This window comes from Mycobacterium sp. AMU20-3851 (genome assembly GCF_043974665.1).
Lineage (GTDB): Bacteria > Actinomycetota > Actinomycetes > Mycobacteriales > Mycobacteriaceae > Mycobacterium.
On the sequence record NZ_CP146371.1, the window covers coordinates 3,722,359 to 3,744,073 of the forward strand.

Here is a 21,715-nt window from a genome sequence, read left to right on the forward strand (position 1 = left end):
AGCCGGTCACCGGGTGACGGTGGCGCTGGCGAGAACCTCGTCACCGGCCGGATCCGGCCGGTACAGCACCATCGTCTGCCCGGGCGCCACCCCGCGCAGCGGCGTGCGCAGGTCGGCGACCAGCCTGCCGTCCCGCAGCTCCACGACCGCCTCGGCCAGGCCGCCGTGCGCGCGCACCTGCACAACACCCTCGACCGGTCCGGCCGGCGGCGCGCCCGCGGTGAACACCGGGTCCTGCCCGGTCAGGGCCGACACGTCGAGTTCCTCGGCCGGGCCCACCCGCACCTCGCCGGTCTCGGCGTCGATGCCGGTGACGTAGCGGGGCTGCCCGTCGGGGCCCGGTCCCCCGATGCCCAGACCCTTGCGCTGACCGATGGTGAATCCGTGCACGCCGTCGTGTTCGGCGAGCACGGCTCCGGCCGAGTCGACGACCGCACCGCGGCGCACCCCGATCTTGGCTCCCAGGAACGCGCGGGTGTCCCCGGACGGGATGAAGCAGATGTCGTGGCTGTCGGGTTTGTCGGCGACGGCCAAGCCCCGGCGGGCGGCCTCGGCGCGGATCTCCGTCTTGGGGGTGTCCCCGATCGGGAACAGTGCGTGCCGCAGCTGCTCGGCGGTCAGCACGCCCAGCACGTAGGACTGGTCCTTGTCGATATCGACCGCGCGTCGCAGCCGTCCGTCGGCGAGCCGGGCGTAGTGACCGGTGGCGACGGCGTCGAAGCCCAGCGCCAGCGCGCGCGCCGACAGCGCGGAGAACTTGATGGTCTCGTTGCACTTCACGCACGGGTTGGGCGTTTCACCGCGGGCATAGGCGTCGACGAAGTCGTCGATGACCTCGGCCTTGAACCGGTCCGCGAAATCCCAGACGTAGAACGGGATGTCGAGGATGTCGGCGACCCGGCGGGCGTCACCGGCGTCTTCCTTCGAGCAGCAACCCCGCGAGCCGGTACGCAGCGTGCCGGGTGCGGCCGACAGCGCGAGATGCACCCCGACGACCTCGTGGCCGGCGTCCACCATCCGGGCGGCGGCCACCGAGGAGTCGACGCCGCCGCTCATCGCGACCAGAACCTTCATCGTCTCGTTCCCGCACTCGCCAGCGCCGCCTGCCGGGCCCGCTCCACCGCGGCCGGCAACACGTCCAGAGCCGCATCGACGTCCGCTTCGGTGCTGGTGTGCCCCAGCGAAAGCCGTAGCGATCCACGCGCGGCAGCCGGGTCGGCGCCCATCGCGATGAGCACATGCGACGGCTGGGCCACCCCGGCCGTACATGCCGAACCGGTCGAGCATTCGACGCCGTTGGCGTCCAGCAGCATCAGCAGTGCGTCACCCTCGCAGCCCCGGAAAGTGAAGTGGGCGTTGCCCGGTAGCCGGGCATCACCGGTGGCGCCGTTGACGTCGACGTCCTCGATCAGCGTCTGCACGCCGGTGATCAACCGGTCCCGCAGGGCGCGCACCCGCGCGCTGGTCTCGACCAATCCGCCGACCGCGACCTCGGCCGCAGCCGCCATCGCCACCGCGGCCGCGACATCCGGTGTGCCCGAACGCACGTCACGTTCCTGACCGCCACCGTGCAGGATCGGCACACACGCGGTGTTGCGCCGCAGCACCAGGGCGCCGACACCGGCCGGGCCGCCGAACTTGTGTGCTGCGACGCTCATCGCCGAGAGCCCACTGCCCGCAAAATCCACCGGAATGTGCCCGACCGCCTGGATCGCGTCACTGTGCATGGGGATATCGAATTCCGCTGCCACTGCAGCCAATTCGGCGATCGGCTGGATGGTGCCGACCTCGTTGTTGGCCCACATCACCGAGATCAGCGCGATATCGTCGTGGGCCTGCAGCAGGTCCCGCAGATCGGCGGCCGATACCGCGCCGTCGGCGTCGACGGGCAGCCAGCTCACCTCGGCACCCTCGTGTTCGACCAGCCATTCCACCGCGTCGAGCACCGCGTGGTGCTCGACGGGAGTGGTCACGATCCGGCGCCGCTGCGGGTCGGCGTCGCGCCGGGCCCAGAAGATGCCCTTGACCGCAAGATTGTCGGACTCGGTGCCCCCGGCGGTGAAGATCACCTCCGAGGGCCGGGCGCCCAGCAGACCGGCCAGCATCTCGCGCGCCTCCTCCATCCGGCGGCGCGCCGCCCGTCCGGAGGTGTGCAGCGACGACGCGTTGCCCACCATGGCCAGCGCGGCGGCCATCGCCTCGATTGCAGCCGGGTGCATCGGGGTGGTGGCAGCGTGATCCAGGTATGCGGCGGTCATGGCCCATCCAGGATAGCCGCCGGGGTGTCCGGCGCTGTCCGTCGAGGTCAGGCCACCAGTGCGGGCGCCTGCCCGGCGTGGGCCACGTCACGTCCGCCGGAGCCGCGTACCGCCGCCTCGCAGCGGGCGGCCAGGTCGCGGCGGTCGGTGCCGGGCAGCTGGAGGGACTGCACCTGCACGTGCACCACCGTGCGCCGGGCGGTCACCAGCCGCCGGATGGATTCGAGCAGGGTGTCGTCGCCCACATAGGCCGGCACGGTCGACGGCCTGCCGTCGCGGTGGTGGTAGGTCAGCCGCAGCGGCTGCACCGGGCGGCCGGCGTCGACGGCGGCCTGGAACATGGCCGGCCGGAACGGCCCGTAGCCAAGGCCGCACCAGGTGGTGCCCTCCGGGAAGACCACCACGGTCTGGCCGTTGCGCAGCCGGGCGGCCACCGCGCCGACCACGGCCGGCAACCGGCGCAGGTTCTCCCGTTCGATCGGGATGACCTTCATGAGGCGCGCGATGACGCCGAGGGCCGGCCAGTCGATCAGGTCGGCACGCGCGACGAACGATCCGGGCAGCACCGCCCCGATGGCGAAGACGTCCAGCCAGGACACGTGGCCGCTGACCACCAGCACGCCGCGCAGGTTGCGGATCGGTCCACCGGAGATGGTGATCCGCACCCCGACGCAGCGCAGCATCAACCGGCAGTAGCCGCGCTGCAGGTGGGAGCGCCCCGGCAGCGGCACCGCCAGTACCGGCACCGCGAGCAGGAGCAGCACGGCGCCGCTGATGCGCAGGGCGCTGCGGGTCCAGATCGCGGGCCGGGAGCCCCGTGGCGCGGCACCGGCGTGCATGCAGCCGGCGTCACAGGTCGCCTTCGGCAGCCAGGGGTTCGGCGTGACGGTCACTGTCCGGCCGCCAGGTCCGCGGCCTGGGCCACCGAACGCAACCGCTTCAGGTAGCGGACGTCGGCCCTGGTCTTGTCCAGCAGCGCCGGGAAGTCCGCGACGCCGAAATCCGGGTCGTGGGCCGGTTCACCGCACACCTGCGCCCCGAGGCGCAGGTAGCCCCGCATCAGCGCGGGCAACGTGAGCCGGGCCGGGGGGTCGATGTCGTCGAGGGTGCGGCCGTCGATGACCACCGGGCGGTAGGGCCGCACGGTGAGTTCGGCGGGCGCGCTGTGCCGGCGGCGCACCACGTCGCGCACCCCGCGCACCAGGCTGCCGGGCTCTTCCCCGCCTGGGTGGGTCGGGACGGATACGCAGCCGGTGACGTACTCGTAACCGCTGCGGTCCAGGTAGGCCAGGATCCCGGCCCACATCAGCAGCACCACGCCGCCGTGGCGGTGCTCGGCGCGCACCACGGCGCGGCCCATCTCGACCAGCGAGGGACGCAGCGAATCCAGCGCCCGGACGTCGAACTCGGTGGCGGTGTAGAGCCCGCCCGCGGCGATCGCGCCCGGGGGTGGCAGCATCCGGTAGCAGCCCACGAGTTCGCCGGAAGCGTCGTCGCGGACCAGCAGGTGATCGCAGAACTGGTCGAAGTGGTCGGCATCGAGCCCCAGGTCGAAACCGGGGGTCGCCGGGTTGAGGGCGAAACCGGGCTCGGCGGTGAACACGTCGTAGCGCAGGCGTTGAGCCGCTTCGATATGCGCCGGATCGGTGGACAGCAACAGGGTGTAGCGCGGCCCCGGTGCCTGTCGGTCGGTGTCGTCAGCGGGTATGAGTACAGATGCGGTGCTCATACCGAGCACCGTCGCGGCTCCGGACAGCGGGACCGCAACGACTGCGTGACGTGTCCGTGCACGCTGGGTGACGAGTTGTGGCCGGACCTCAGTCCTCGACGTGCACCACGTTCGCCGTCACCGGGTTGCGCGGCACCGCCAGCCGGTTGCCGGCGAACGCCGGATCCGGGTAGCCGATCGCCAGGCCGCACAGTACGTTCAGCTCGTCGGGTATGCCCAGCTGGTCCCGCAGGATGTCCGGGTAAGCCGCGATCGACACCTGCACGCAGGTGCCGAGGCCGCGTTCGGTCAGCGCCAGCACCAGTGTCTGCATGAACATCCCGACACCCACGGCGTCGACCAGGCCAAGATCGCGGTGCATGCACACGACCGCGCCGACCGGGGCCCGGAAGAACTCCCAGTTGCGCAGCTGGGCCAGCCGCCGGGCCGCCGCATCGTGCCGCTCGATGCCCATCGATCCGTACACCAATGCGCCGAGTTCGTGGCGCAGCGGCAGGAAACTCTCCGGCAGTCCCGCCGTCACCGGCAGTTCGACCGCGGCCCGCTCCAGCATCGCGGCGACCAGCCGGTCCCGGCGCGCCCCGGAGGCGATGTACACCCGCCACGGTTGCACGTTGGAATTCGAGGGTGCCCGCATCGCCAGGGCCAGCGCTTCGTCGAGCAGTTCCGCCGGCACCGGCTTGTCGGGCAGGAACAGCCGCGTCGAACGGCGTTCGCTGATGACCCGCGCGAGTTCGGTCATGAAATCAGCATGACGCGCGCCGGACCCCCGCCGGACCCTTGAGAATGCGTGGCCTGTCGAGACGAAAAGGCCCCCGGACACATCGTGTCCGGGGGCCTTAACGGGAGTGCTTAACCCTTGCGGGCCTTGACCGCTTCGGTCAGCTGCGGGGTGACCTTGAACAGGTCACCGACGATGCCGAGGTCGGCGATCTCGAAGATCGGGGCCTCTTCGTCCTTGTTGACCGCGATGATGGTCTTGCTCGTCTGCATGCCGGCGCGGTGCTGGATGGCACCGGAGATGCCCAGCGCGATGTACAGCTGCGGCGACACGGTCTTACCGGTCTGACCGACCTGGAACTGACCGCCGTAGTAGCCGGAGTCGACGGCGGCACGCGAGGCACCGACGGCGGCACCGAGCGAATCGGCGAGCTCCTCGACGACCTTGAAGTTCTCCTCGCTGCCGACGCCACGGCCGCCGGCGACGACGACGCTGGCCTCGGTGAGCTCCGGACGGTCACCGGCGACGACCGGCTCGCGGGAGGTGATCTTGGTGGCGTTCTCGGCCTGGGCCGGAACCTCGACCGTGATGACCTCGCCCGCACCGTCGGCGGGAGCGGCTTCCACCGCACCCGGACGCACGGTGATCACGGGCAGTTCGCCGGTGGCCTGAGCCTCGACGGTGAACGCGCCACCGAAGATGGAATGGACGCCCACTCCACCCTCTTTGACGTCGACGACGTCGACCAGCAGGCCGGAGCCCAGCCGCGCGGCCAACCGGCCGGCAACCTCTTTGCCCTCGGCGCTGGCGGCGATCACGACGGCGGCCGGGGCGGCCGTCTCGGTCAGCGCGGCGAGCACGTCGACCTTGGGGGTGACCAGGAAGTTGTCCACGTCGGCCGACTCGGCGACGTAGATCTTGGCCGCACCGGCGGCCTTGAGGCCGTCGGTCAGGGCGGCGGCGGTGCCTTCGGCGCCGATGACGACCGCGGACGGCTCACCCAGCACGCGGGCGGCGGTGATGAGTTCGGTGCTGACCTTCTTCAGGGCACCTTCTGCGTGCTCGACGAGCACAAGTACTTCAGCCATGTCTTATGTCCTTCGTGTGTGTCTGAGAGAGGAATCAGCTGCTAGATGAGCTTCTGGGCAACCAGGTACTCGGCGACCTTGGTGCCGCCGTCGCCCTCGTCGGTGACCTTCTCGCCGGCCGTCTTCGGCGGCTTCGGGGTCGAGGACAGCACCTTGGTGCCGGCGTTGGCGACACCCACCTCGTCGGGCTCCACGCCGATCTCGGCCAGCGTCAGAACGGTGACTTCCTTCTTCTTGGCCGCCATGATCCCCTTGAAGGACGGGAAGCGCGGCTCGTTGATCTTCTCGTTGACGCTCACCACGGCGGGCAGGGTGGCCTCCAGGCCGAACACGCCGTCGTCGGTCTCACGCTCGGCGGTGACCTTGTCACCCTCGACGTTGAGCTTGCGGACATGGGTGAGCTGCGGCAGACCCAGGTACTCGGCGATGATCGCCGGCACGGCGCCGCCGGTGCCGTCGGTGGCCTCGTTACCGGCGATGACCAGTTCGGTGCCCTCGATGGTGCCCAGCGCGCGGGCCAGGGCCCAGCCCGTCTGGACCATGTCGGAGCCGTGCAGGCCGTCGTCCTTGAGGTGCACAGCCTTGTCGGCGCCCATGGACAGCGCCTTGCGGATGGCCTCGGTGGCGCGCTCGGGGCCGGCGGTCAGCACGGTCACCGTGCCCTCGCCACCCTCGCGCTCCTTGATGAGCAGCGCTTCTTCGACGGCGCGCTCGTTGATCTCGTCGAGCACGGCATCGGCCGCCTCGCGATCCAGCGTGTAATCGCCGTCGGTGAGCTTGCGCTCCGACCAGGTGTCAGGGACCTGCTTGATCAGGACCACGATGTTCGTCATGACTGTGGTTCGTCCTCCTCGATGAGGCCGGCAGCCGGCCTGGGCATATCACGATTTCGGTATCGGCCCCCATGTTACCCATGAGTAACTTTGACGGCACGCAAGGACACCATAACTGGTCAATCCGCTCGCTCAGACCCCACGGTCACTAGGGCATCCGTTCGCGAACCGGCCTTTACGGGTTAGCCTGCCTTCCAATGAGCACAATCGGTTCCGTCGACAGCACCGGCTCCAACGAGGGAGTCGACACCGCCCTGCCCTTGACCGGCGAACGCACCATTCCCGGCCTGGCCGAGGAGAACTACTGGTTCCGCCGCCACGAGGTGGTCTATCAGCGTCTCGCCGACCGGTGCGCCGGTCGCGACGTGCTCGAGGCCGGGCCCGGTGAGGGGTACGGCGCCGATCTGATCGCCGGGGTGGCCCGCAGTGTGGTCGGGGTGGACTACGACGAGCAGGCCGTCGGCCATATCCGGGCGAAGTATCCGCGGGTGCAGATGCATCTGGGGAATCTGGCCGATCTGCCATTAGCGGATGGCTCGGTCGACGTGGTGGTGAACTTCCAGGTGATCGAGCACCTGTGGGACCAGGCCCAGTTCGTCGGCGAGTGCGCGCGGGTGCTGCGCCCGGGCGGACTGCTGCTGATGTCCACCCCCAATCGCATCACCTTCTCCCCCGGCCGGGACACCCCGCTCAACCCGTTCCACACCCGTGAGCTGAACGCCGCGGAACTGACCGAGCTGCTGGAGCAGGGCGGCTTCGAGATCGAAGGGGTGTACGGCGTGTTTCACGGCCCGGGCCTGGCGCAGATGGACGCCCGCCACGGCGGCTCGATCATCGACGCCCAGATCGCCCGCGCCGTCGCCGACGCCCCGTGGTCGCCGGAGTTGCTGGCCGATGTCGCCGCGGTACGCGCCGAGGACTTCGATCTGCTCGACGCGAAAGATTCCGATATCGATGCCAGCCTCGACCTGGTGGCGATTGCGGTACGCACGTGAGCGGAAAGCCGACCGGTGACGCCACTCCCGGGATGTTCACCCTGGTGCTGCACACGCACCTGCCGTGGCTGGCCCACCACGGCCGGTGGCCGGTCGGCGAGGAATGGCTGTACCAGTCCTGGGCCGCGGCCTACCTGCCGCTCATGCGGGTGCTGCGCACGCTGGCCGCCGAGGACCGTAGCCATCTGGTCAGCCTCGGCATGACCCCGGTGGTCACCGCCCAACTCGACGACCCGTACTGCCTGACCGGCATGCATCACTGGCTGGCCAACTGGCAGCTGCGCGCTTTGGAAGCGAGCACGGCGGCCGGCACCACACAGGCCGGTGCGGAGGGCACGTTCAATTCGCCGGAGGCCATGCGCCGCTTCGGCATTCGGGAATACGAGGCCGCCACCGAGGCGCTGGAAAACTTCACCACGCTGTGGCGCCACGGTGGCAGTCCGCTGCTGCGCCAGCTCGTCGACGCGGGCACCATCGAACTGCTCGGCGGGCCGCTGTCGCACCCGTTCCAGCCGCTGCTGAATCCGCGGCTGCGCGAGTTCGCGCTGCGCGAGGGCCTCGCCGACGCCCGGCAGCGCTTCGCGCACACCCCGGCCGGCATCTGGGCACCCGAGTGCGCCTACGCGCCCGGCATGGAGATCGGTTACGCCGCAGCGGGTGTCGGGCACTTCATGGTCGACGGTCCGTCCCTGCACGGGGACACCGCGCTGGGCCGCCCGGTCGGCGACACCGATGTGGTGGCGTTCGGGCGCGATCTACAGGTCAGCTATCGGGTGTGGTCACCGAAATCCGGCTACCCCGGGCACGCGGCGTATCGGGACTTCCATACCTACGATCACCGGACCGGTCTGAAGCCGGCCCGGGTGACCGGGCGCAACGTGCCGTCGGAGGCGAAGGCACCGTACGAGCCCGCGCGCGCCGACGCGGCCATCGACAAGCACGTCGCCGACTTCGTCGGGGTGGTGCGCCGCCGGTTGCGCGAGGAGTCCGCCCGGATCGGCAGACCCGCGCACGTGGTGGCCGCCTTCGACACCGAACTGTTCGGGCACTGGTGGTACGAGGGCCCGCGGTGGCTGGAACGGCTGCTGCGGGCGCTGCCCGAGGCCGGCGTCCGGGTCGGCACGCTCTCGGATGCCATCGCCGAGGGCTACGTCGGCACCGCCGTCGAATTGCCGCCCAGCTCTTGGGGATCGGGTAAGGACTGGCAGGTCTGGAACGGTGAGAAGGTCTCCGATCTGGTGGCGCTCAACGCCGAGGTGGTCGACACGGCGCTGTCGGCGGTGGACAAGGCGCTGGCGCACCGCGGTTCCGGTGCGGGTCGCGATGCGGTCGCCGACCAGATCCTGCGCGAGACGCTACTCACGGTCTCCAGCGACTGGCCGTTCATGGTCAGCAAGGACTCGGCCGCCGAGTATGCGCGCTACCGCGCGCATCTGCACGCCCACGCCACCCGCGAGATCTCCGCGGCACTGGCCTCGGGCCGCCGCGAGCAGGCCGAGCGGCTCGCCGCCGACTGGAACCGGGCCGACGGTCTGTTCGGTGCCCTGGACGCCCGGCGGCTGCCATGAACTCCTTTCCCGCGAGCGTGCGTGTCTGCTGCGCGACACGCCGCCTCTCCCCCGCAGTTTGCGCACGGTCGTGCGCCGTCGAAGGTGCAAACACGTGAAAATCCTCATGGTGTCCTGGGAGTACCCGCCGGTGATCATCGGCGGCCTCGGCCGTCACGTGCATCACCTGGCGACCGAACTGGTGCTCGCCGGGCATGAGGTCGTCGTCCTGTCGCGACGTCCCACCGGTACCGACCCCAGCACCCACCCCACCACCGACGAGGTGACCGAGGGCGTGCGGGTGATCGCCGCCGCGCAGGACCCGCACGAGTTCACCTTCGGCACCGACATGATGGCGTGGACGCTGGCAATGGGGCACTCGATGGTCCGGTCCGGGCTCTCGCTGCGCGATTGGCAGCCCGATCTGGTGCACGCACACGACTGGCTGGTCGCGCACCCGGCCATCGCGCTGGCCGAATACTTCGATGTGCCACTGGTTTCCACCATTCACGCCACCGAGGCCGGCCGGCACTCCGGATGGCTGTCCGGACAGGTGAGCCGCCAGGTGCACGCACTGGAGTCCTGGCTGGTACACGAATCCGATTCACTCATCACGTGTTCGGCGTCCATGCGCGAGGAGATCGACGCACTGTTCGGCCCCGGGCTGGCCGAGACCACCGTCATCCCCAACGGGATCGACACCGACGGCTGGCCTTTCGCGCCGCGGCACCCGCACGGCGGTCCGGCCGAACTGCTCTACTTCGGCCGGCTGGAGTACGAGAAGGGCGTGCACGACGCGATCGCCGCGCTACCCAGGGTCCGCAAGACCCACCCGGGCACCACGCTGACCATCGCCGGTGACGGCACCCAGTTGGACTTCCTGGTCGAGCAGGCCCGCAAATACAAGGTGCTCAAGGCCACCAAATTCCTTGGCCGCATCGACCATTCGGGTCTGGTGGAGCTGCTGCACCGGGCCGACGCCGCGGTGCTGCCCTCGCATTACGAACCGTTCGGCATCGTCGCCCTGGAGGCGGCCGCCACCGGCACCCCGCTGGTCACCTCGACCGCGGGCGGGCTGGGTGAGGCCGTGATCGACGGCGTCACCGGCGTGTCCTGTGCGCCGCGCAGCGTGGCGGGTCTGGCCGACGCCGTGCGGCGGGTCCTGGACGACCCTGCCTCCGCGCAGCAGCGTGCGGTCACCGCCCGGGAACGCCTCACCTCCGACTTTGCCTGGCCGACGGTGGCCGACAACACCAGTCAGGTGTATCTGGCCGCGAAGCGGGCCGAACGGCAGCCCCAGCCGCGCCGGTTGATCGAGGAACGTCCGCTCCCCGACTACGGCTGATCCTGCTGCGCCGAAACCTTTGACAAACATTTTTGTCAAGCCCAGACTGGGCACATGGTCGAGATCGAGGTGATCAACGACCCGGCAGCCGCGACCAGCGTGCTCGACCCCGTACGCGCCCGACTGCTGGGCGAACTCAGCGAGCCCGCGTCCGCCGCGACCCTGGCCGCCCGGGTGGGCCTGAGCCGCCAGAAGGTCAACTACCACCTGCGGGCACTGGAGCGACACCAACTGGTGAGGGTCGCCGAGGAACGCCGGTGGGGCGGACTGACCGAACGCCTCCTCGTCGCCAGCGCGGCGTCCTATGTGGTGGCACCGAGCGCACTCGGGGATGTCGCCGCCGACGCGGGCAAGACCAATGACCGATTCTCGGCCGGCCACCTCATCGCCCTGGCAGCGCGCTTGGTCAACGAGGTCGGCGACTTGTGGCAGGCCGCGCGCAGAACCGACAAACGGCTGGCGACGCTGTCCATCGACACCACGATCCGCTTCCGGTCCCCGGCGGACCGCGCCTGCTTCACCCGGGACCTGACCGAGGCGGTCGCCGCACTCACGGCCCGCTACCACGACGACACCGCGCCACGAGGCCGGCCGCACCGGCTTTTCGTCGCGTCCTATCCTGCGCCGCCCACCGACGAGTCCTAGGAGAACCGAGATGCCCGTGCACGAAGACGACGAAAAGCGCTGGGTCGAAATGGAACTCGTGGTGCCCGGAACACCTGAGCAGGTGTGGCAGGCGATCGCGACAGGTCCCGGCAACACGGCGTGGTTCACCCGCACCACCATCGAGGAGAACGTCGGCGGCACCATCGAGTTCGATTTCGGACCGAACGGAAGCTCCAACGGCGAAGTCACACAATGGGAACCGCCGTACCGGTTCGGTTACGTCGAACGCGACTGGTGCGATGACGCGCCGCCGGTGGCAACCGAGATCACCGTCACCGGCCGCCCCGGCGGCGACTGCGTCATCCGGATGGTGCACTCGCTGTTCACCGATCGCGACGACTGGGACGACCAGATCGAGGGCTTCGAATCCGGCTGGCCCGGCCATTTCGCGGTGCTGCGCAATTATCTCGCACATTTCGCGGGCCGGCCCGCGGTGACGTTCCACATCGCTGCCGCTGCCGACGTACCCCAGCCCGAGGCCTGGAAGCTCACGATGGCCGCCTTCGGCCTCGACGCCTCCGATGTGGGTGACCTGCGCACCCTGCGGCCCGCCCAGGACGACTTCGTCGGGCTCGTCGCCCGGGTGTACCAGGACGAGAACCAGCGCTATCTGGTGGCGCGGTTGGCCGAACCGACTCCGGGTGCGGTGATGTTCGGCAGCTGTGTGCGGGACGGCCAGAGCATGACCGGCGTCAACGCGTTCTTCTACGGCGAGGACGCCCAGCGCAATGCCGAACTCGCCCGGCCCGCCTGGGAACAGCTACTGGAAAGTGCGCTGCGCTGAATCAGCGAGCGGCCTTCTTGCGTTCGATATCGGCCAGATTCGCGGCCAGTTCGGCACGCTCGGCGGCCGACGCGTCCCAGGCGACCTTCCGGTTCTTGACCACCTTGGCCGGAGAGCCCACCGCGATGGAGTAGTCCGGGATCTCCCCCTTGACCACCGCATGGGCCCCCAGCACGCAACCGCGGCCGACCGAGGTACCGCGCAGCACGGTGACCTTCGCGGCGACCCAGGTGTCGGGGCCGATCCGCACCGGGCTCTTGATGATGCCCTGGTCCTTGATCGGCAACTCCAGGCTGTCCATCTTGTGATCGAAATCGCAGACGTAGCACCAGTCGGCCATCAGCACCGAGTCGCCGAGCTCGATGTCCAGGTAGGTGTTGATCACGTTGTCGCGGCCCAGCACCACCTTGTCACCGATACGCAGCGAACCCTCGTGGCAGCGGATGGTGTTCTTGTCCCCGATGTGCACCCACCGGCCGATCTCCATGGTGGACAGTTCCGGGGTGGCCTCGATCTCCACACCCTTACCCAGGAACACCATGCCGCGGGTGATGATGTGCGGGTTGCGCAGCTTGAACTTCAGCAACCGCCAGTAGCGCACCAGGTACCACGGTGTGTACGCCTTGTTCGCCAGCACCCAGCGCAGCGAATCGCGGGTCAGGAATTGCGCCTGGCGCGGATCGCTCAACCGCGAACCACGCCACCTCTTGTGCAGCGGCGCGCCCCACATCGTCGTCATGGCCGGTCACCTTACGCGACACCCGGACGGGATAGTCTCGGGACTCGATGCCTGCTCGAGGAGGAACTGTGCGCCGGCTTGCTGCCGTGCTGGGAATCGCGGCGCTGACCGTCAGCTCCTGCGCAAACACCGATTCGTGGGTCCAGGCCCACCCCGCGGACGGTTGGGCGGCGCAATACGCCGACGCGGCCAACACCAGTTACAGCCCGGTGGACGGCGCGCAGGCGCTCGCCCCGGACTGGCAGCGCTCGGTCAAGGGTGAACTGGGCGCACAGGTGGCGCTGGGCTCCGGCAGTTACCTCGCGGTCAACGCGCAGACCGCCAACGGTTGTTCGCTGATGGTCTGGGAGACCGACAACAACGCCCGCCAGCGGTGGTGCACCCGGTTGTGGCAGGGCGGCCCGCGCTCCAGCGCCCTTTTCGATGGCTTCGACAACCTCTACGTCGGCCAGCCCGGCGCCATCATGTCCTACCCACCGACACAGTGGATCCGCTGGCGCCAGCCGGTGATCGGGATGCCCACCACGCCACGGCTGCTGGCCCCCGGCCAGTTGCTCGTGCTCACCCATCTGGGTCAGCTGTTGGTGTTCGACGCCCACCGCGGGACGGTCGTCGGCACCTCGCTGGATCTGGTGTCCGGTGTCGATCCCACCGATTCCGAACGCGGCCTCGACGATTGCGCGGCCGGCGGCGCGGACTGCCCCGTCTCGGCCGCACCGGCGTTCTCCGCCGAGACCGGGATGCTGGTCGTCGGGCTGTGGGAACCGGGCGCCCCGGCACCGGAGCTGATCGGGCTGCAGTACCGGCCCGGCCAGACCCCGATGGTGAACCGGATGTGGACCAGTGACGCCGTCGGCGGCGGCCCGATCGCCAGTCCCGTGCTGTCGGCCGACGGCACCACCGCCTACGTCAACGGGCGCGACGGCAGGCTGTGGGCGGTCGACACCGCAGACGGCAGCGCGAAGTGGTCGGTCGACCTGGGTTACCGGGCGCAGACCCCGCCCTCGGTCTCACCGGAGGGCGTCATCGTGGCCGGCGGCGGCCCCGGTGCACAACTGACCGGACTCACCGACAACGGCGACGACGCCGAGATCGTGTGGAGGCGTGCGGATGTCGAGCCGCTGTCCACCTCCAGCCAGGCCGGGGGGACCATCGGCTACACCGTGGTCCGCGACGGCGCGGACGGACAGGCCCTGCTGGTGTTCGACCCCGCCGAGGGCGGCACCGTCAACCGCTATCCGCTGCCCGCGGCGACCGGCTGGCCGGTAGGGGTGTCCATCGGCCACGACGGTCGAGTGGTCACCGCGACCAGCGACGGCCAGGTCTACGGCTTCGTACCGGCCTGACCCACGCGCCCCAGCGGGACCGGGTCAGGCCAGCAGGGGCGCGATGGTGGCCCGCGGCACCGACACCTGCACGGCTCCCGCGGACTCGGGCAGCAGTTCACCCTGACCGAAGAAGAAGATCACCGCATCGTCGGTGATCGCGAAATTCTGATAGTTGGCCGGATCCAGGCCGGCCTCGGGCAGCACCGGATCGGGTATCCCGGACTGCTTCGCCAACTCGGCCTGCACCACGGGCAGGATCACCCGCAGCGGATCGGTGCCCTCCCGGAAGAGGTTCTCGAAGGTGATCGGCTTGCGGTAGGCCTGATCCCAGCTGAACGACTTGTAGAACGTCTGCGGGTGCGCACCACCGACGTTCTGGTAGGTGGTGAACACCACCGACTGGGTGCCGCGCGGCGGTACCGCGGAACTGTATTGCGCCGAGGTGGTGTCCAACTCGTACGGCATGCCCCGGAAGTCGGGGCTCTTGGCCACATTCAGGAAGCCGTCCCGGGTCTGCTTGACGTACTCGAACACCGCCTTCTGGTCCGGGTAGTCGGACGGAAAGCTGATGTTGAGCATGTAGGCCGGGTCGATCTGCTGGATCTGGCAGGTGGCGCCGACCCCGACGGTCGCGCCGACGTCCTCGCATTTGGGCGGGGCGGCGAAGGCCGGGGCCGCCGACAGGGCGGCTCCGGCCAGAACGGCCAGCACCGGGGCAGCCAGCGTGGTTACGCGCATCGTGGAGATCCTCCGAGGAGCAGGGTCGGCACAGGCGCCGCTGCCCGACAGGGTACCTGTGGCACTATCGCGACGGTCGACAAATGAACGCCACCGCACGGGCGGCCGTTCCGGTACCGATCCGGGTGATGACGACCGACAATGCCTGCGACCCACGCGGCTTGAGCCGACGGCGCAGCGCGTCGGGGTCCACGTCCACGCCACGGACCAGAATCTCCAGCGCCCCGGCGTCGTGGGTGGCCAGTTCCCGGCGCAGCCGCTTCTCGTCGAACCCGATCTCGCCGAGCACCTCGAAACCGCGCACCCCGTCCGGCAGTTCGTCCCCGGACAGGTAGGCGATGTCGGGGTCCAGCTGCCACAACCCGTACCGGGTGGCGTACTGGCGCACCAATCCCGCGCGCACCACCGCCCCGTCCGGGTCGACGATCCACCGCCCCGCCGGACGGACCGCACACTCGTCGGGATCGGCATCGGTGACCTGTTCGGCGCGGTCCAGCACGGTGGCCCGCCGGTGCACCCCCGGCTCGGTCAGCCCCGCCGACCACAGGCAGGCCTCGCGCACACTGCCGCCCGCCGAGCACAGCTCGATCTCCCCCTCGAAACCCAGCTCGCCCAGCCGGTCGAAAGGTATTCCGGGAGCACATTTCACGACCAGATCGCGGCCGCGGTAGGCGTCGAACAGTTCGTCCAGCGGCGGAGCGTAGGCACGCGGGTCGAACCGGCGCCGCCCACCCGCGCGCCGGCCCGGGTCCGCCAGCACCACGGTGTCGCGGGTGACCGGGCGCAGCGCATCGGCCCGGAACACCTCGACATCGGGAACATTGTTGCGCGCCATGGCCAGTCGCACCGGATCGATATCGCTGCCCACCACCAGCGCGGCGACCGGGCGCAGCGCGGCCAGTTCGGCACCCACCGAGCAGGTGACGTCGTGTATCCGTGCACCGGCCAACCGGTTCGCACGGTGCGCGGCGACCGTCTCGGTGGTGGCCTGCTGCAGCGCCTCGTCGGTGAACAGCCACGAGGACGGGTCGGCGAACTTCGCCGCCGCCCTCCGCCGCAGCAGAGTCGTCTCCACGAGCACCGCCGTGCGGTCACCGAAACGTGTTCGCACCGTGGCGATGTCGGCGACCCGGCCGGCGTCGCTCAGTGCGAGTCCGGCGACCTCGGCCAGCGCCCGACGTCCGTCGTCACCGCGCAGGTAGGCGACGTCGTCGAGGGTGAAGTCGACCAACGGTCAGGACGGCTTGACCCCGGTGACCATCACGTTGTAGAACCAGCCCTTGGGCACCACCCGGCGCCAGACGTTGGCGTCCACCCAGCTCAGCGTCGTCCAGCTGTTGAACGCGAACTTGGCCCAGCCCCAACCCAACCGGCCCGGAGGCACCGAGGCCTCGAAGGTACGGATCGGCCAGCCGAGCATGGCCGCGGTGAATTCCTCGCTGGCCGTGGCCACCTCGATCGCACCGGCGTTGGTGGCCATCCGCTCCAGATCCTCGGGATCGAAGGTGTGCAGATCCACCACGGCCTCCAGGGCCGCCGCACGCGAGGACTCGTCGAGTTCGGATTGCGGGCGGCGCCAGCTCTCCAGCCCGGGCAGCTTGGTGATGTTGGTGGACAGGTGCCACGTCAGAGTGGACAGGTTGCGGGCATACACGTTTCCGGCGCTGGTGGGCTCACCGGCGAACACGAATCGGCCGCCCGGCTTGAGGATGCGCACCACCTCGCGCAGCGATTTCTCCACATCGGGAATGTGGTGCAGCACAGCATGCCCGACCACCAGGTCGAAGGTGTTGTCCTCGTACGGGATGCCCTCGGCGTCGGCGACCCGGCCGTCGATGTCCAGCCCCAGGCCCTGACCGTTGCGGGTGGCCACCTTGACCATGCCCGGGGACAGGTCGGTGACCGATCCGCGGCGGGCCACCCCGGCCTGGATCAGGTTGAGCAGGAAGAACCCGGTGCCGCAGCCCAGCTCCAGGGCCCGGTCGTAGGGCAGTTCGCGCTGCACCTCGTCCGGGACGATGGCATCGAAGCGGCCGCGCGCATAGTCGATGCAGCGCTGGTCATAGGAGATCGACCACTTGTCGTCGTAGGTCTCCGCTTCCCAGTCGTGATACAGGATCTGGGCCAGCTTGGTGTCCTTCAACGCAGCTTCGACCTGTTCGGCTGTGGCGTGCGGGTTTGGCTTCAACTCCGCGTCAGCGGGCGTGTGGTCCGTGCTCGTCATATGGGCAGCCTAACTAACGATGAACGTCCCGAAGACCTCGACGTAGCGCCGCACCCCGTCACCAGGGCTGTCGATCATCTCTTTGGCCCCGGCCAGCACGTGCGCGGGCGCCTCGGCGTGCCGGCGGGCCCAGCTCAGCGCGGCGTCGTAGACGCCGTCCGGGGCGACCAGTTCGTCGACCAGCCCCAGTGTCAGGGCCTCCTCCGCGCCCACGAATCGGCCGCTGAACACCAGCTCCTTGGCCCGGCCGGCCCCGACCGCGTCGACCAGCCGGTCGGTGCCCGCGGCGGGCAGCAGCCCGGCGAGCACCTCGGTGACGCCGACCTTGACGTTGTCTCCGGCGATCCGCCAGTCGGCGGCCAGCGCCAGCCCCAGTCCCGACCCCAGCGCGTAGCCGGTGACGGCGGCGACCGTGGGCTTCGGGATGGCGGCCACCGCGTCGAGGGCGGCCCGGCAGGCCGCGGTCACGCCCTCGGCATCGGCCGCGCCGAGCCTGCGCAGTTCGGCGACGTCGTCCCCGGCGCTGAAGACCTCGTGCCCGCCGAACACGATCACGGCGCCGACGTCGGCGCGGGCGCCGAGCTCACCGGCCGCGGCCGTGATCTCCCGGTACATCTGCCTGGTCAACGCGTTGGTGGGCGGGCGGCCCAGCACCAGGGTGGCCACGCCGTCGGCCACCACGGTGGAGACGAACTCCCTCATGCCTTCACACCGTCAGCCGTGTACCCCTGCGGACCGCGCCGGTTGCGGGCCGCGTTGTAGCGTTCGCCGTCGAAGAACTCGATTTCCCAGTCGCCGGTCGCCTTGTCCGCCGACAGGCTCGGCTCCATCGCCACGATCCTGCGCTCGGTGGCGAGCACCTCGGCCACGGTGCGCCCGTTGAGCGAGTCGAGTTGCGACCAGGTCGACGGGAGCAGGAAGGAGCGCCCCTCGGCGAACTCGTCGAGCGCGGCCTGCGGGGTGGACCAGAACGCCCGGTCGCTCTCGGTGTTCTCGCCGTCGGCGAGCTGCCCGTGCGGGATGGCGCCGACGAAGAAGTAGGTGTCGTAGCGGCGGGTGCGCTCTTCCTTCGGGGTCACCCAGTTGGCCCAGGGCCGCAGCAGATCGGCGCGCAGCACCAGCTTCTCGTCGCGCAGGAAGTCCGCGAAGGACAGCGAGTTGTTGGCCAGCGCCGCCCGCTGTTCCCGGTACACCGAGGCATCGTCGACGAGGATGTCGGAATCATCCGCGGCGCCCGCGAACAGCACCCCGGACTCCTCGAAGGTCTCCCGGGCTGCGGCGCACACCAGCGCCTCGGCCAGGTCGACATCGACGTTCAGGCGCTCGGCCCACCAGGCGGGTTCGGGACCGTACCAGGCTGTCCCGGTCCCCCGATCGCGCTCGTCGACGCCGCCACCGGGAAAGACCATCACACCGGCCACGAAGTCCATCGCCGAGTGCCTGCGCATCAGGAAGATCTCCAGGGACTCCGGGGTGCCCTGGTCCCGCAGCAGCATGACGGTGGAGGCGGGCCGGGGCACCAGCGGATCATTGGGGTCTGTCATGTGGCTCGCCTCCTGTGTGCGGCGCGGCTGCGGGTGCGACGGGCGAAGTAGCGGCCGTCGAGGTACTCCAGGGCGATCGACTGCCCGAACGCCGTGGACAGATTCTCCGCGGTCAGCACGTCGGTCAGCAGCCCGGCACCGACCACGCTGCCCTCCGAGAGCAGCAAGCAGTGGCTGAACCCGGGCGGGATCTCCTCGACATGGTGGGTGACCAGCACGATGGCCGGCGCATCGGGGTCGGCGGCCAGATCGGCCAGCCGGGAAACCAGTTCCTCGCGGCCGCCGAGGTCCAGTCCGGCGGCCGGCTCGTCGAGCAGCAGCAGTTCCGGATCGGTCATCAACGAGCGGGCGATCAGCACCCGCTTGCGCTCCCCCTCGGACAGGGTGCCGTAGGTGCGTTCGGCCAGATGCTCGGCGCCCAGGCTTTCCAGCATGTCGACGGCCTGCTCGTAGTCGACATCGTCGTACTTCTCGCGCCAGCGGCCCAGCACCGCATACCCGGCCGAGACCACCAGGTCGCGCACCACCTCGTCGTCGGGGATCCGTTGACTCAGAGCCGAACTGCTCAGCCCGACCCGGGACCGCAGCTCCGACATGTCGGTGCGCCCGAGTCGCTCACCGAGCACGAACGCGGTGCCCGACGACGGGTGCTCGATGGCGGCCGCCATCCGCAGCAATGACGTCTTGCCCGCCCCGTTGGGACCGATCACCACCCAGCGTTCGTCGAGTTCGACGGCCCAGTTGATGGGCCCGACCAGGGTCTTGCCCCCGCGGCGCAGGGTGACCTTGGCGAAATCGATCAGCAGGTCGGGGTCGGCGACGGGGCCGTCTACGTGATCGTCTCCTGCGGCAGTCGGGGGCACCCGCTCATCGTAGTGTCGGTGCGATCCGGCGCCCGGCCTCGCCCCGCTCGCCCGGCCGCGCCGAAGTCGTGGAACAGCAGCCGACGCGGCAGGTACCGCAGGATCAGTTGCACCAGCGGACCGATGCCGAACGCGTAGATGACGGTGCCGACGCCGACGGTGCCGCCGAGCAGCCAGCCGGCGGTGAGCACGGTCGCCTCGATGAGGGTGCGGATCAGCCGCACCGAGCGGCCGGTGCGGGCCACCAGGCCGGTCATCAGGCCGTCACGCGGCCCGGGCCCGAGACCCGCACCGATGTAGAGGACCGTGCTGACCGCGTTGAGCAGGACCGCGCCCAACATCATCGGTATCCGCAGCGCCATATCGTCGGGGGCGGGCAGGACCGCCACGCCGATGTCCACGGTGACCGCGATGACGATGACGTTGGCGACGGTGCCGATGCCGGGCCGGTTGCGCAGCGGGATCCAGGCCAGTAGCACCACCAGCCCCACCAGCGCTGAGGCGGTCCCGATGGTCATCCCGGTGAGCCGGCTCAGACCCTGGTGGAACACGTCCCAGGGGTCCAGTCCCAAACCGGCCTGCACCATCATGGCCATCGAGAAGCCGTAGCCGGACAGTCCGATGAGCAGCAACGCACCCCGCAGCGCGGCCGTCATGCGTGGTCGGGGAATCGGGCGCGGATGGCGTCCAGTTCGGTCCGGATACGCCGGGCATCGGCATTCTCCACGGTCCGGGATCCGGCCCGCTCGTAACTGCCGGCCCGCCGGTACTTACCCGCCACTCGGGATATCCAGTTCTTACGCATGAATCGATGATCATCGCCAAGTGGCTTGCCATTCAATAGCCAGTTTGCGAATACTGGCCTCAATGTCTATCGATGTAGGTACCAGAGCGCTCGATGTGGACCTTCTGGCCCGCGAGCTCGGCAACTGGCGCACATCCAGTTCGTCCGGTCCCGCCTACCTCGGCCTGGCCGACGCCGTCCGGCTGCTCATCGTCGACGGCCGCATTCCGGTGGGGTCGCGGCTACCCAGCGAACGCGCGCTGGCCGACGCCCTGCGAGTGTCGCGCACCACGGTCACCGCGGCCTTCACCGCGCTGCGCGAGGACGGCTATCTCAACGCCCGGCGCGGCGCCCGCAGCACCGCCGCACTGCCACCGCGGCCGGAGTTGCCGGCGGCCTCCGACACGACGACGGTGAACCTGGCCGCCGCCGCCCTGTCCGCGCCCAGCGCCGCGGTGCTCGACGCCTTCTCCGCCGCCGCCCGCGACGTCACCCCCTATCTGGCCGAGGTGGGCCACGAACTGTCCGGGGTGTGTGCGCTGCGCACCGCGGTGGCCGAAAGGTACACCGAGCGAGGGCTTCCCACCGATCCCGAACAAATCATGATCACCACCGGGGCGCAGCACGCGATCGGACTCATCCTGGCCGCGTTCACCCAGCCCGGCGACCGGGTGCTCGTCGAGCAGCCCACCTATCACGGTGCGCTGTCGGCGATCTCGACCGCCGGGGCCCGCGCCGTACCGGTGCCGCTGCACGACGACGGCTGGGAACTCGACGATCTGCACGCCGCGATCCGCCAGCTGTCCCCCGCGCTGGCCTACCTGATCCCCGACAGTCACAACCCGACCGGTTTCACCATGCCCGCCGAGCAACGAAACCGGCTGGGGCACATCATCTCCGAGACCCGCACCCGCACCATCGTCGACGAGTCGATCATGGACATGTGGTTGGACGCGGCTCCCCCGGCGCCGCTGGCCGCCGCGGTGCCTTCCCGCCACGACCTGGTGCTCACCATCGGGTCGATGTCGAAGTCGTTCTGGGGCGGGCTGCGCATCGGCTGGATACGCGCCGAACCGGCCGTACTGGCCACCATCTCGGCCATCCGCCGCGCGGTGGACCTCGGCACACCCATTCTCGAACAACTCACCGCCGCAAGGCTTCTCACAATCCGCGACGAGGTGTTGCCGGAACGTCGTGAACTGCTGGCGGTCCGGCGCGGGTTTCTGGTGGACCTGCTGGCCCGTCGGTTGCCGGACTGGCGGCCGGGTCCGGGCCGGGGCGGGATGTCACTGTGGGTGCAGCTGCCTGCCCCGATGAGCACCGCCCTGTCGGCGGCGGCCTCGCGGCTCGGACTGGACCTGCCCGCGGGGCCGCGCTTCGGTGTCGACGGCACCCTGGAACGGTTCATCCGGGTGCCCTACGCGCTGCCCGAGCCGCAGCTGGAGGCGGCAGTGGAGCTGATGGTGCGGGCCTGGGAATCCATCACCGGGACGACCGCAGCCCCGGAGACCCGGGCAGTCGTGGTGTAG

The 21,715-nt window shown here is 69.9% G+C and carries 23 protein-coding genes; 7 read left to right on the forward strand and 16 right to left on the reverse strand.

Annotation, left to right across the window (positions count from 1 at the left end; genetic code table 11):
* Positions 1-6 precede the first annotated feature (6 nt).
* The 7 genes from mnmA to V4U86_RS17945 form a co-directional block, all read right to left on the reverse strand.
* A complete protein-coding gene (gene mnmA, locus V4U86_RS17915; protein ID WP_395307290.1) occupies positions 7-1,074 on the reverse strand; it encodes a tRNA 2-thiouridine(34) synthase MnmA in 1,068 nt (355 codons plus the stop codon).
* Positions 1,071-2,258 carry a cysteine desulfurase family protein gene (locus tag V4U86_RS17920; protein ID WP_395307291.1) on the reverse strand — a complete coding sequence of 396 codons (1,188 nt, stop codon included), beginning with the start codon at positions 2,256-2,258 and terminating at the stop codon, positions 1,071-1,073. The genes mnmA and V4U86_RS17920 overlap by 4 nt, the downstream gene beginning before the upstream one ends.
* Before the next feature lie 47 nt (positions 2,259-2,305).
* Positions 2,306-3,151 carry a lysophospholipid acyltransferase family protein gene (locus V4U86_RS17925; protein ID WP_395307292.1) on the reverse strand — a complete coding sequence of 282 codons (846 nt, stop codon included), beginning with the start codon at positions 3,149-3,151 and terminating at the stop codon, positions 2,306-2,308.
* Entirely contained in the window at positions 3,148-3,987 is an 840-nt protein-coding gene (locus V4U86_RS17930; protein ID WP_395307293.1) for a GNAT family N-acetyltransferase, read from the reverse strand. Before V4U86_RS17930 ends, V4U86_RS17925 begins: the two co-directional genes overlap by 4 nt.
* An 88-nt stretch (positions 3,988-4,075) precedes the next feature.
* Positions 4,076-4,729: a nitroreductase gene (locus V4U86_RS17935; protein ID WP_395307294.1), complete on the reverse strand. Its 654-nt coding sequence runs from the start codon at positions 4,727-4,729 to the stop codon at positions 4,076-4,078.
* A 110-nt stretch (positions 4,730-4,839) separates the two neighbouring features.
* A complete protein-coding gene (locus V4U86_RS17940; protein WP_395307295.1) occupies positions 4,840-5,796 on the reverse strand; it encodes an electron transfer flavoprotein subunit alpha/FixB family protein in 957 nt (318 codons plus the stop codon).
* A gap of 41 nt (positions 5,797-5,837) precedes the next feature.
* Positions 5,838-6,629 (reverse strand): electron transfer flavoprotein subunit beta/FixA family protein, encoded by a 792-nt coding sequence (locus tag V4U86_RS17945; RefSeq protein ID WP_395307296.1) that lies wholly within the window; start codon positions 6,627-6,629, stop codon positions 5,838-5,840.
* A gap of 197 nt (positions 6,630-6,826) precedes the next feature.
* Here V4U86_RS17945 and V4U86_RS17950 point away from each other — a divergent pair, with 197 nt between their 5' ends.
* From V4U86_RS17950 to V4U86_RS17970, 5 genes are all read left to right on the forward strand, one after another.
* Positions 6,827-7,624: a class I SAM-dependent methyltransferase gene (locus tag V4U86_RS17950; protein ID WP_395307297.1), complete on the forward strand. Its 798-nt coding sequence runs from the start codon at positions 6,827-6,829 to the stop codon at positions 7,622-7,624.
* Positions 7,625-7,656: 32 nt separating this feature from the next.
* Positions 7,657-9,192, forward strand: coding sequence for a 1,4-alpha-glucan branching protein domain-containing protein (locus V4U86_RS17955; RefSeq protein WP_395312101.1), 1,536 nt, complete (start codon positions 7,657-7,659; stop codon positions 9,190-9,192).
* Positions 9,193-9,286: 94 nt separating this feature from the next.
* The gene (locus V4U86_RS17960; protein ID WP_395307298.1) at positions 9,287-10,516 is read left to right on the forward strand and encodes a glycosyltransferase family 4 protein; all 1,230 of its coding nucleotides are present in this window, start codon (positions 9,287-9,289) and stop codon (positions 10,514-10,516) included.
* A 54-nt stretch (positions 10,517-10,570) separates the two neighbouring features.
* A complete protein-coding gene (locus V4U86_RS17965; protein WP_395307299.1) occupies positions 10,571-11,161 on the forward strand; it encodes an ArsR/SmtB family transcription factor in 591 nt (196 codons plus the stop codon).
* A gap of 10 nt (positions 11,162-11,171) precedes the next feature.
* Positions 11,172-11,966, forward strand: coding sequence for an SRPBCC family protein (locus V4U86_RS17970; protein ID WP_395307300.1), 795 nt, complete (start codon positions 11,172-11,174; stop codon positions 11,964-11,966).
* Position 11,967: 1 nt separating this feature from the next.
* Here V4U86_RS17970 and V4U86_RS17975 read toward each other — a convergent pair whose 3' ends face one another.
* Positions 11,968-12,705: an acyltransferase gene (locus V4U86_RS17975; RefSeq protein WP_395307301.1), complete on the reverse strand. Its 738-nt coding sequence runs from the start codon at positions 12,703-12,705 to the stop codon at positions 11,968-11,970.
* 47 nt (positions 12,706-12,752) lie between these two features.
* On the opposite strand from V4U86_RS17975, the gene V4U86_RS17980 reads away from it, so the two are divergent.
* The gene (locus tag V4U86_RS17980) at positions 12,753-14,051 is read left to right on the forward strand and encodes a PQQ-binding-like beta-propeller repeat protein (protein ID WP_395307302.1); all 1,299 of its coding nucleotides are present in this window, start codon (positions 12,753-12,755) and stop codon (positions 14,049-14,051) included.
* Positions 14,052-14,075: 24 nt separating this feature from the next.
* Here the strand turns inward: V4U86_RS17980 and V4U86_RS17985 are convergent, their stop codons facing one another.
* The 8 genes from V4U86_RS17985 to V4U86_RS18020 form a co-directional block, all read right to left on the reverse strand.
* Positions 14,076-14,771, reverse strand: coding sequence for an esterase (locus V4U86_RS17985; RefSeq protein WP_395307303.1), 696 nt, complete (start codon positions 14,769-14,771; stop codon positions 14,076-14,078).
* Between the two features lie 64 nt (positions 14,772-14,835).
* Positions 14,836-16,002, reverse strand: a complete 1,167-nt coding sequence (locus V4U86_RS17990; RefSeq protein ID WP_395307304.1) for a THUMP-like domain-containing protein — start codon at positions 16,000-16,002, stop codon at positions 14,836-14,838.
* Positions 16,003-16,005: 3 nt separating this feature from the next.
* Positions 16,006-16,995: a class I SAM-dependent methyltransferase gene (locus V4U86_RS17995; RefSeq protein WP_395307305.1), complete on the reverse strand. Its 990-nt coding sequence runs from the start codon at positions 16,993-16,995 to the stop codon at positions 16,006-16,008.
* 9 nt (positions 16,996-17,004) lie between these two features.
* A complete protein-coding gene (locus V4U86_RS18000; RefSeq protein WP_395307306.1) occupies positions 17,005-17,697 on the reverse strand; it encodes an enoyl-CoA hydratase in 693 nt (230 codons plus the stop codon).
* On the reverse strand, positions 17,694-18,539 hold the full coding sequence (locus tag V4U86_RS18005; protein ID WP_395307307.1) for an NUDIX hydrolase: 846 nt from the start codon (positions 18,537-18,539) through the stop codon (positions 17,694-17,696). Before V4U86_RS18005 ends, V4U86_RS18000 begins: the two co-directional genes overlap by 4 nt.
* Positions 18,536-19,402 (reverse strand): ABC transporter ATP-binding protein, encoded by an 867-nt coding sequence (locus V4U86_RS18010; RefSeq protein WP_395307308.1) that lies wholly within the window; start codon positions 19,400-19,402, stop codon positions 18,536-18,538. The genes V4U86_RS18005 and V4U86_RS18010 overlap by 4 nt, the downstream gene beginning before the upstream one ends.
* On the reverse strand, positions 19,369-20,058 hold the full coding sequence (locus V4U86_RS18015) for a YczE/YyaS/YitT family protein (protein WP_395307309.1): 690 nt from the start codon (positions 20,056-20,058) through the stop codon (positions 19,369-19,371). Before V4U86_RS18015 ends, V4U86_RS18010 begins: the two co-directional genes overlap by 34 nt.
* Positions 20,055-20,207, reverse strand: a complete 153-nt coding sequence (locus V4U86_RS18020) for a hypothetical protein (RefSeq protein WP_395307310.1) — start codon at positions 20,205-20,207, stop codon at positions 20,055-20,057. Before V4U86_RS18020 ends, V4U86_RS18015 begins: the two co-directional genes overlap by 4 nt.
* A gap of 62 nt (positions 20,208-20,269) precedes the next feature.
* On the opposite strand from V4U86_RS18020, the gene V4U86_RS18025 reads away from it, so the two are divergent.
* The gene (locus tag V4U86_RS18025; RefSeq protein ID WP_395307311.1) at positions 20,270-21,715 is read left to right on the forward strand and encodes a PLP-dependent aminotransferase family protein; all 1,446 of its coding nucleotides are present in this window, start codon (positions 20,270-20,272) and stop codon (positions 21,713-21,715) included.